Here is a 9,937-nt window from a genome sequence, read left to right as displayed (position 1 = left end):
CCGGCGCTCACGCGGATCGGCCGCCTTGCGCCCGGGTGCTTGCGACTGCAAACCCTCCAAACCATGCTCGGTCTGCTGCTTGCGCCAAGCAGAAAGCTGGGCGGCATAGAGGCCATTGCGGCGCAGCCAGGCCCCCTGCTCGCCGTGAGCAAGGGCGTCGGCTTGGGCCAGAAGGCGCAACTTCTCAGGCGCACTGAAGCGGCGCCGTGTCCGCTTTTCCAGTTGCGGATCGGGAGCAATCTCGGCCGTGGTGGGTGAATCAGGGGACATCGGTGTACTCCAGCAGCGGAGCCCATTTGTTATAGATAAAAAACGAGGGTAGCTGTTGGGTCGCATGTTGACACGTAGGGACGGACCCATGCGCCCCCCCCGTATCTGATCTGGCTCTGCCCCGCATTTGCGGGTAGTTCGCTCAGATAATTTACGGGAGTTTTTATGTCGATTTTGACGGGTCGGTCGCTTTCAGCGACCGGGTTGGCTGTCGCTGTTCTGCTGGCGTTGGTGCCAACCGGGCATGTAGCTGCTCAAACTGCACCATCTTACGAATCGTTGCTTTCTCGCTTGAACCAGATGCCTGCGACGGTCCAAGGCGTCGCGCTGGCTGAGGCAGCCGAGGCGCGGGTACAACAGGCTCGGGCACTGCCCAATCCGACGGTCTCCATCGAAGCGGAGAACGCCTACGGCACTGGTCCCTACAAAGGTTTCTCAAACGCTGACAGCATTGTCACCCTCTCCCAGCCGCTGGAGATTTGGGGTCAACGAGGGGCCCGAGTGCGCGCCGCGCGTGCGGAGGCTGGGGCTGCAGGCTTGCGGGGTGATCTGATGCGCAGTGACGCAGCGGGTCGCCTGGCTGCGACATACGCCGAAGCAGAGGCTGCGCTGCGCCGATATGAGTTGGCCAGCGAGGCATTGGCCTTGATTGAACAGGACGCCAAGGCGGTAGCTGCGATGGTCAGCGAGGGACGTGAGCCCAACCTGCGCGGTGTGCAGGCACGGAGCGAGGTCGCCAATGCAAAGGCCAGCCTAGATGAGGCCGAGGCCTACCGGGATGCGGCGCTTGCTCGCCTAGCCGCGGTGTCCTTAGTGGACAGCCCGCTGACCGACATCGGCGAAAGCCTGCTTGACCGAGTGCCCTCTCACCCAATTGACAATGAGGCCGCCCCGCTTGCCGTTCGTATCGCCCAAGCCGAAGCGGACGCCTCCGGCCGCCTTATCGATGTTGAGCGCAAGCGTGCGTTGCCACAACTGAGTGCATCCGTGGCTCAGACGCGCTTCCGCCAAGCGGGCGACCAAGCTTACAACGTGGGCATCAGCCTTTCGATCCCCCTATTCGATCGTAACCGCGGTGCGATCCAGGCGGCCTATGCGGAACAACGTGCTGCCGAAGCGGTTCTGGAGGCTCAGAGGCGTGACAGTGAGGCGGCCCGTTTGGGAGCGGTAGCGAGTCTCAAGGCATCCAACAGCCGCGCACGAGCAGCGGATGAAAGCGTACAGGCCGCAGATGAAGCCTATCGGCTGGCCCGCATCGGATTTGAGGCAGGTCGTATATCGCAATTGGAGCTGCGCAGCACGCGATCAACCCTGATCGCTGCGCGTGGCAGTGCTGTGGATGCCCGTCTTAGCCGGGTGGCAGCAGAAATCGACCTCGCCCGCCTTGAAGGGCGCGCACCGTTTGTGGAGGCAAAATGAACAAGTACGGAAACAAGACGCTCATCGGAGCGACGCTGCTGGCTACCTTGATGATGACCGGCGCGCTGACCTCATGCAGTGGCGGGGCGCAGGAGGATGCCAAATCCACCGGTACGGAGGCAGAAAAGCCGGCTGGAAAGGATGATGGTCACGACGATCACGCAGCTGACGCAAAGCCGGGCTCCGCCGAGGCGCACAGTGAAGGTGATGGTGATGGCGAACATGGCGAAGAGGAGTCCGAGGAAGGTGTAGTCAAGCTGACGCCTGACCAGATCAAGGCATCTGGCATCGGCGTGGTGGCTGTCGGCCGCGGCGGTGGCGCATCGACCCGCCTTGCAGGTCGCGTCGAGCCGGCCATCGGGGGGCGTGCTGCCATCGCCTCAACGGTCACCGGCCGCGTTGAGCGCGTGCTTGTTGCGCCGGGTACAGCCGTCAAGAGCAACCAGCCCCTGGTGATCATTGTCAGTGGAGAAGCTGCGACCTTCAAAGCCGCCGCCACTGCCGCTGCGGCGGAGGCCGAAGCCATTCGCCTGGCCTACGGCCGCGACAAGTCTCTTGTCGAGCAGGGCGTAGTGGCTCGCCAGGAGCTGGAGGCCTCGCGCGCGCGCTCTTTGGCCGCTGATGCCGCCGCTAGTGCTGCACGTGCACAGGTAGCGGCCAGTGGATCTCCGGACAGTTCCGGCCGGGTGACAATCTCCAGTCCTGTCGCTGGCGTGGTTGGCAACGTCCAAGTGACGCCCGGTGGTGTCGTCTCAGCTGGAACGCTTGTTGCGGAGGTTTCCAATCCGGACATGAATGAACTCGTATTCACTGCACCGCCAGCACTGGCCACTCTCGCGGTGCCCGGAATGAAGCTGGAAGTGACTGGCCCGGGCGGAAGCTTCGAAGCTGAGGTGATTGCCGCCGCTGCGAATGTGATGCAGCAGGGAGGCACCGCGACCATTCGCGCCAAACCAATTTCGGAGAAGTTGCCACCGGCCGGCTCCCCCGTTTCGGCCGTCATCATCGCCGATGGCGCAGCTGAAGGCATGAGCGTCCCGGCGGATGCGGTCCAAAGCGTTGATGGCAGAAGTGTTGTGTTCGTTGCTGTCGAGGGAGGCTTTAAGGCAACGCCGGTACTCGCTGGCCGTCGTGCAGGTAATCGAATCGAAATCCTTAACGGCCTGACAGGTAGTGAGCGCCTCGTAGGCGCCAATGCCTTCCTGCTCAAGGCCGAACTGGCCAAGGGCGAAGCCGAGCACGGCCACTAAGGGAACTCATACACCATGTTCAAGTTCATCATTGAAGCAGCGGTCAAGTTCCGCTGGCTCGTGGTGTTTCTGGCTGCATTGATCGCCTGCTTTGGCTTGTTCCAACTGAGCAAGCTGCCAGTCGATGCTGTACCAGATATCACCAACCGCCAGGTTCAGATCAATACAATTGCACCTGCCCTCACACCGGAGCAGATTGAACGCCAGGTTACCTATCCTCTGGAGACGGCCTTGGCCGGCATCCCGGGTCTGAACACCACTCGCTCCCTATCACGCAATGGCTTCTCTCAGGTCACCGCGATCTTCACTGATCAGACCGACATCTATTTCGCCCGCCAGCAGGTGGCAGAGCGGATGCGGGAGGCTGCCGGAGATCTGCCCGAGGGCGTGTCCCCCATGCTCTCCCCGGTTACAACCGGGCTGGGCGAGGTTCTCATGTGGACGGTGGACTTCAAGCCATTCGACCCCAAGAAGCTGGCCAAGCCCGGCCAGGCTGGCTGGCAAGAGGGTGAGGTCTACCTGACACCAGAGGGCGATCGTCTTGGAACCGCCCAGGAGCGCGCAACGTACCTGCGTACTGTCCAGGACTGGATCATCGCACCACAGATGCGCTCCAGCCCCGGCCTGGCCGGTGTTGATACGGTGGGTGGGTACGTCAAGGAATACGGCATCTACCCCGACAGCGCTCGACTGGCGGCATACAACTTGGGTCTGGCCGATCTGGTCCAAGCACTGGAACGCTCCAACGTCCAGGCTGGCGCCGGATTCGTCCAGCGTGCGGGCGAAGGCCTGGTCGTTCGGGCCGACGGCCTTGCCCTTACGACCGACGACTTGGCTCAGTCGCCCGTTGCCACCAAGGACGGCGTGGTCATCCGGGTGGCCGATGCTGCCGAGGTCGGGATGGGGCGCGCCCCAAGGCTTGGTGCAGCAAGCCGAAATGGTCATGAGGCAGTACTGGGCACGGCGCTGATGATCGCCGGCGGCAACAGCCGCACCGTCGCTCAAGCTGCTGCTGAGCGTCTGGCACAGGTCAATGAATCTCTGCCCGCCGATATCTTCGCAGAGCCAGTGCTGGACCGTAGTGTGCTGGTTAACTCCACCGTCAAGACTGTCGCCAAGAACTTGACCGAAGGCGCCCTGCTGGTCGTAGTTGTGCTGTTCCTGCTGCTGGGCAACCTGCGGGCGGCAGCCATCACCGCATTGGTCATTCCGCTGTCGTTCCTCTTCGCTGTTATCGGCATGAACAAGTTCGGCATCAGCGGCAACCTCATGAGTTTGGGTGCGCTGGACTTCGGCATCCTTGTGGATGGCGCGGTAATTGTGATCGAGTCCACCCTGCTGATGCTTGGCAAGCGGCGTGCGGAACTCGGCCGACCCCTCAATGCCATGGAGCGACTGCGTGTGGCCGCCGACTCGGCGAGGAAAATGGCGCGCCCTGCAGCCTTCGGCCAGGTGATCATCCTGTTGGTGTTCGCACCGATCCTTACGCTGGAAGGTGTGGAGGGCAAGACGTTCCAACCGATGGCCGCCACCTTCATGCTCGCCCTCGTTGGCGCGTTTATCTTCTCGTTCACCTTTGTACCGGCGATGGCTGCCCTGTTGGTCAGGGAGCCCAAGCTCCACGCGAACAAGGAGGGGCACGAGAGCGACCAAGACGAAGAACATGAGACTGCCATCATCCGCGTCCTGCGCGGCCGTATTGAACCGGCGATCCAAGCGGCGATTCGTAGGCCCAAGGCAGTGTTCGCTGGCGCCCTCGTGATGCTCGCAATGGGCGTGGTCGGCTTTACGATGCTGGGTCGAGAGTTCATGCCAACGCTTGATGAGGGAAACCTCGCTATGCAGGCGTTGCGTGTGCCATCTACGTCGCTTGAGCAATCGTTGGCTATGCAGTTGGCGCTGGAGAAGGCCATTGCTGCTGAACCAGAGGTTGTGACGGTCTTCTCGAGGACCGGTACTGCCGAAGCAGCTATCGACCCCATGCCGACCAACATCTCCGACAGTGTGATCGTACTTAAGCCGAGAAAGGAGTGGCCAGACTCTTCCCTGAGCAAGGAGGATCTGATTGCAAGGTTTGAGAAGATCGCCGCCTCGCAGATAGGCAACAGCTTTGAATTCAGCCAGCCCATCGAGCTGCGCTTCAATGAGCTGATCTCAGGTGTACGTACGGACCTAGCCGTCATGATTTACGGCGATAACTTCGAGCAACTGCAAGCTGTTGCTGACCAGGTCGCGCTGAAGCTGAGAAATACTCAGGGCGCAGCGGATGTCCGTGTTGAACAGATTTCCGGCCTGCCCACGCTCAATGTGGCAATCGATCATCTTGCAGCTGCGCAGTATGGCCTCACGGCGGCGGACGTGAGCGACGCACTTTCAACCGGTATTGGCGGCGCTGCGGCAGGCAAGATCTTCGAGGGCGACCGCCGGTTCGATGTTGTGGTGCGCCTCGGCGACGATGCACGCAATGACCCCGATCAGCTCGCATCGCTGCCGATTGCAACCCCAACTGGGGGCATCGTGCCGCTCTCCTCTGTCGCACGCATTGAGATCAGCGAGGGGCCGAACCAGATCAGTCGAAACAACGGGAGCCGTCGTGTCGTGGTGCAGGCTAATGTTCGCGGTCGTGACTTGGGCGGGTTTGTCGGAGAGGCCCAAGCTGCGGTGAAGGACGTGAAGCTTCCACCAGGCGCCCACATGACGTGGGGCGGTCAGTTCGAGAACTTGCAGCGGGCGGAAAGGCGACTCATGACAGTTGTGCCGATTGTCTTCCTGCTGATCGGAAGTCTTCTGTTCATGGCATTGGGCAGTGCGAAGGAGGCGGGTCTGGTGTTCACCTGCGTCCCGCTTGCCCTGGTTGGCGGAATTCTCGCATTGCTGGTGCGTGGTATGCCGTTCTCGGTATCTGCCGCTGTCGGATTCATCGCGGTATCGGGTGTTGCGACGCTGAACGGATTGGTGCTCATGCAAGCCATCAGAGAGAGGCTTGATGCTGGTGACAGTCCATTGATCGCTGCAATGAACGGTGCCGGCAGCCGAATTCGAGCTGTGGTGACCACCGCGCTGGTGGCGATCGTCGGCTTCATTCCGATGGCTATTGCGAGTGGATCTGGTGCTGAGGTGCAGAAGCCTCTCGCCACGGTGGTCATTGGCGGCCTGTTGACCGCAACAGTACTGACACTTCTTGTGCTGCCGACATTTGCGGGGCGCCTGGCCAAGCCAGATCCCAAAGGGCAACCGGGAAATGTTCCCTGATTGATGGAGTGTTTGTGTCCGGCAGCGTATCTGCCTGCCGGACTTCCCGATCCATTCTTATGACGTTGGAGGGAACACATGAACCTGACCACAGAAGTCGAATTGCCGGTCGTACTCCCAGGCGTTTCTCGCGACGATAACTGCGTCCAAAGGCTGGTGGACGGGCTTCAGGAAATGGACGGAATATCACGCGTGCACGTGCGCGGTGGTAGCGATGGGGCTTGCGGAACACTTTGCATTCATTACGCGCCCGAGCTCATCTCGCTTCAACGAGTGCGAGAGGTGGCGTCGTCCATGGGTGTCAAGCTGGGTGAGCGGTATGGTCACCTCTCCTTGGAACTGGGTTCAGCAGTTCACGCCCGGAAAGCACGAACAATTGCAGGCCAACTACAGGCTTTGCCGGGGGTCATTGAAGCCACCACCAGCCCGACTGGCGGCGTGAGCCTCGAATACGATCAAACCAAGACAAGCGAGACGGAGCTGAGAGCAGAGCTCCACGCGCTGGGTGTAGGGCAAGGCGCATCCGGTCCGAAGGAAGACTTGAAAGATCAGCACGAAGGTCACGAACACAAGGACGGACAAGACCATGGTCATTCCCACGGAGGCGTATTGGGTGGCAATAGCGAGCTGATCTTCTCACTTGCCTGTGGCCTGCTCCTGATCTTGGGATTTGCGATTGAAAAGCTCGGCTTGCTCCAAACGCCATGGATTCCTACCGCATTTTACGTAGCTGCCTACCTCTTTGGCGGCTGGTTCACGCTTGGCGAAGCGATTGAGAACGTCAAGCTGAAGCGTTTTGAAATCGATACTCTGATGCTGGTTGCAGCGGTAGGTGCGGCAGCGCTGGGCGCATGGGCCGAAGGCGCCTTGCTTCTGTTCCTCTTCAGTCTAGGTCATGCCCTTGAACACTACGCGATGGGCCGGGCTAAGCGCGCGATTGAAGCTCTTGCAAAGCTTGCCCCAGAAACCGCCAGGGTGCTGAGGGATGGGCAGGTCGTGGAAGTCAAGGTTGAATCGTTGATACCTGGAGATGTGGTGGTTGTTCGTCCCAATGATCGGATGCCGGCAGACGGATTCGTCGTCAAAGGCACTAGCAGCGTTGACCAAGCCCCTGTCACCGGGGAAAGCATTCCGGTAGATAAGTTGCAAGTCACTGACCCTGCTCAGGCACGGGGTCGGCCTGATTCGGTGGGAATGGAGTCCCGCGTCTTCGCCGGCACTATCAATGGCTCCGGCGTCCTAGAGGTCGAAGTCACGCGTCGATCAGGCGAATCGGCACTGGCCCGCGTAGTCAAGATGGTGAGCGAAGCCGAAACCAGGAAATCGCCAACGCAGCGCTTCACAGACAAGTTTGAGAGGGTATTCGTTCCCGCTGTTCTGATCTTGGCCGTGCTGTTACTTTTCTCATGGATCGTGATCGATGAGCCATTCCGCGACAGCTTCTATCGAGCGATGGCGGTACTTGTAGCGGCAAGCCCTTGCGCACTGGCAATCGCGACTCCAAGCGCGGTTCTAGCGGGAATTGCGCGAGCTGCGCGAGGTGGCGTACTCATCAAGGGTGGCGCACCACTGGAGGAGCTGGGCATGGTCCGCGCCATCGCGTTCGACAAGACTGGAACGCTCACTGAAGGCAAGCCGCGAATTACCGACATCAAAGTGATGCAGGGAACGACAGAGCAGGAACTGCTTCACGTTGCCGTCGCCGTCGAGGCTTTAAGTGACCACCCTTTGGCCGCAGCTATCGTTCGAGATGGTAATACTCGCCTGGGCGATGGACCGGTCATGGTAGCGACAGACCTCGCTAACTTCGCTGGAAGAGGCGTTCAGGCGAAGGTGAACGGCATTGACGTGTGGATAGGAAAGGCAGAAATGTTCGGTAACGACGGCATTGGCGCTCTATCCGCGGGTGCGGAGTCTGCCATTGAGGAGCTCCGTAACGCCGGCAGAACCACGATGGCCGTTCGCCTAGGTGATCGCGACCTAGGTGTCATCGGCCTTATGGATACGCCCCGGCCAGAGGCGCGTGAAGCCCTGGACAAGCTAAGGCGCTTGGGCATCCAACGAATGATCATGATCTCTGGCGACCACCAGACTGTAGCTCAAGCCGTGGCAACGGACGTGGGTCTAAACGAGGCATGGGGAAATCTCATGCCTGACGACAAGGTGAAGGCAATACGTCAGTTGAAGGAGACGGAGCGAGTGGCAATGGTCGGCGACGGTGTGAATGACGCACCCGCAATGGCTAGTGCCAGCGTCGGAATTGCAATGGGTGCCGCCTCTTCGGACGTAGCGCTGGAGACTGCCGACGTCGCGCTTATGTCTGAGGATTTGAGACAGGTTGCATTCTCTGTAGCGCTTAGTCGACGCACGAAACGGGTGATCCGTCAGAACGTGTATGTGAGCCTGGGCGTCGTAGCGTTGTTGGTTCCTGCGACCATTCTAGGTCTTGGCATTGGACCGGCTGTGGCAGTGCATGAAGGTTCAACCTTGTTGGTTGTATTCAATGCGCTGAGGCTCCTTGGCTACCGTCAGTCGTGACATGCGAATTCTAGTGATTGAGCGCGATCGAGAAGTCGCTTTGAAGATTCTGGCCTACTTCGAGGCCCGAGGGCATCAGCTTGATACCATCGGGGACGGCATCGCCGGCCTTCACTTTGCGGCGTCCAATGGTTACGACGCAGTCGTTCTTGATTGGATGCTTCCTCGCATGGAAGGCCCGGAGGTTCTGAGAAGGCTGCGGTTGAATCACGGTGTTTCAGTTCCCGTTGTGATGTTGGCTGCAAAGGCGGCTGCTGATCGGAGAGCTCACGTTGGACCTGAGTACGTTGGAGGCCACACGGGCTGGAAAACGACTGCATCTGTCCCCAGCTTGCAGGAAGCTCCTTGAAGCGCTGATGCGGGCAAGTCCTGCCGCTGTGACCAGGCGGCAGCTTGAGCACACTCTCTGGGGTGACGACCTGCCCGACGGGGATCTTCTGCGATCACAGATGTCCAGCCTGCGGCGAAGCATTGGGTTCTACCCCGACCTCCTCCAGTTCCTTGGCGGTGGGATCAGGCTTCAGTCGCGGGTAAGCGGTCTCGTGAAGGGTAGCCATTGGATCCGGAGGTTGTGAGGGGAATCAGTCCCAGTGCCGGCCGTCGTCTGTACTGAGAGACGCTTCCAGGAAACACTGGTGCGTATCGGCCATGCGGTGCATGTCATCGAGCAACGTGGCCAGGATTTCATCCAGATCCCGGTCGGGATCGGTGGGAACAGTCAACCGGTACTCGCTGCTGGCGGTGTTCAGGCGCATAGCCTTGAACGGGGCCAAGCAGATCTCTTCGATCCGACCCCGGGCTCTGGCCGCGCCGCGGCCGGCGCGGGCAAACGGGGTCAGCACCAGGCGTAGGCGCAGCTGCAGGGCAGATTTGCCCTCGGGCGCCGGCAGCACCATCGTCGGAGCTGGCGCGGCTGGGCTGGGCAGGCTCGCTTCAATGCGATCCCGGGCGAACGGGTCACGCCCGTCCAGGTAACGCATGGCCGAGTGCACATCGCGCCAGCCCACGTACTCCATCAGCGCCTTCATATCCCAGCCTTGGTCGTTGGCCCAGCTGGCAAACCCGCGGCGCAGCGAGTGGCTGCTGTGGAGCCCAGCATCGGCAAACCCGGCACTGGCCAGCAACTCGCGCAGCAAGAGCACCAAACTGTTGGGATGGAGGCCTTCGGCGCTTATCTGGCCCCACTGGTTGACCGCTCGAAACACCGG

Annotated in this window: 6 protein-coding genes and 1 pseudogene; 5 read left to right on the top strand and 2 right to left on the bottom strand. The window is 60.6% G+C overall.

Annotated features, from left to right (window positions below; genetic code table 11):
- On the bottom strand, positions 1-270 hold a 270-nt coding region (locus tag IP93_RS15525), incomplete at its 3' end, for a transposase (RefSeq protein ID WP_158636359.1).
- Between the two features lie 165 nt (positions 271-435).
- Between IP93_RS15525 and IP93_RS15520 the strand changes: the two genes are divergently transcribed.
- From IP93_RS15520 to IP93_RS15500, 5 genes and pseudogenes are all read left to right on the top strand, one after another.
- Positions 436-1,689 carry a TolC family protein gene (locus tag IP93_RS15520; protein WP_043290357.1) on the top strand — a complete coding sequence of 418 codons (1,254 nt, stop codon included), beginning with the start codon at positions 436-438 and terminating at the stop codon, positions 1,687-1,689.
- Complete coding sequence (locus IP93_RS15515; protein ID WP_014159610.1) at positions 1,686-2,939, top strand: efflux RND transporter periplasmic adaptor subunit; 1,254 nt, start codon at positions 1,686-1,688, stop codon at positions 2,937-2,939. The genes IP93_RS15520 and IP93_RS15515 overlap by 4 nt, the downstream gene beginning before the upstream one ends.
- Positions 2,940-2,954: 15 nt before the next feature.
- On the top strand, positions 2,955-6,191 hold the full coding sequence (locus tag IP93_RS15510) for an efflux RND transporter permease subunit (protein WP_144817212.1): 3,237 nt from the start codon (positions 2,955-2,957) through the stop codon (positions 6,189-6,191).
- 78 nt (positions 6,192-6,269) lie between these two features.
- A complete protein-coding gene (locus IP93_RS15505; protein WP_043290358.1) occupies positions 6,270-8,729 on the top strand; it encodes a heavy metal translocating P-type ATPase in 2,460 nt (819 codons plus the stop codon).
- 1 nt (position 8,730) lies between these two features.
- Positions 8,731-9,202, top strand: a pseudogene (locus IP93_RS15500) (response regulator transcription factor); the annotation flags it as partial.
- Between the two features lie 108 nt (positions 9,203-9,310).
- Here the strand turns inward: IP93_RS15500 and IP93_RS15495 are convergent.
- Positions 9,311-9,937: tyrosine-type recombinase/integrase (locus IP93_RS15495; protein ID WP_144817210.1), on the bottom strand; the 627-nt coding region annotated here is incomplete at its 5' end.

This window comes from Aerolutibacter ruishenii, assembly GCF_007830115.1.
GTDB classification, from domain to species: Bacteria; Pseudomonadota; Gammaproteobacteria; order Xanthomonadales; family Xanthomonadaceae; genus Aerolutibacter; species Aerolutibacter ruishenii.
The sequence above is the reverse complement of the archived record's forward strand: the minus strand, read 5'-3'. Positions and strand labels throughout refer to the sequence as shown.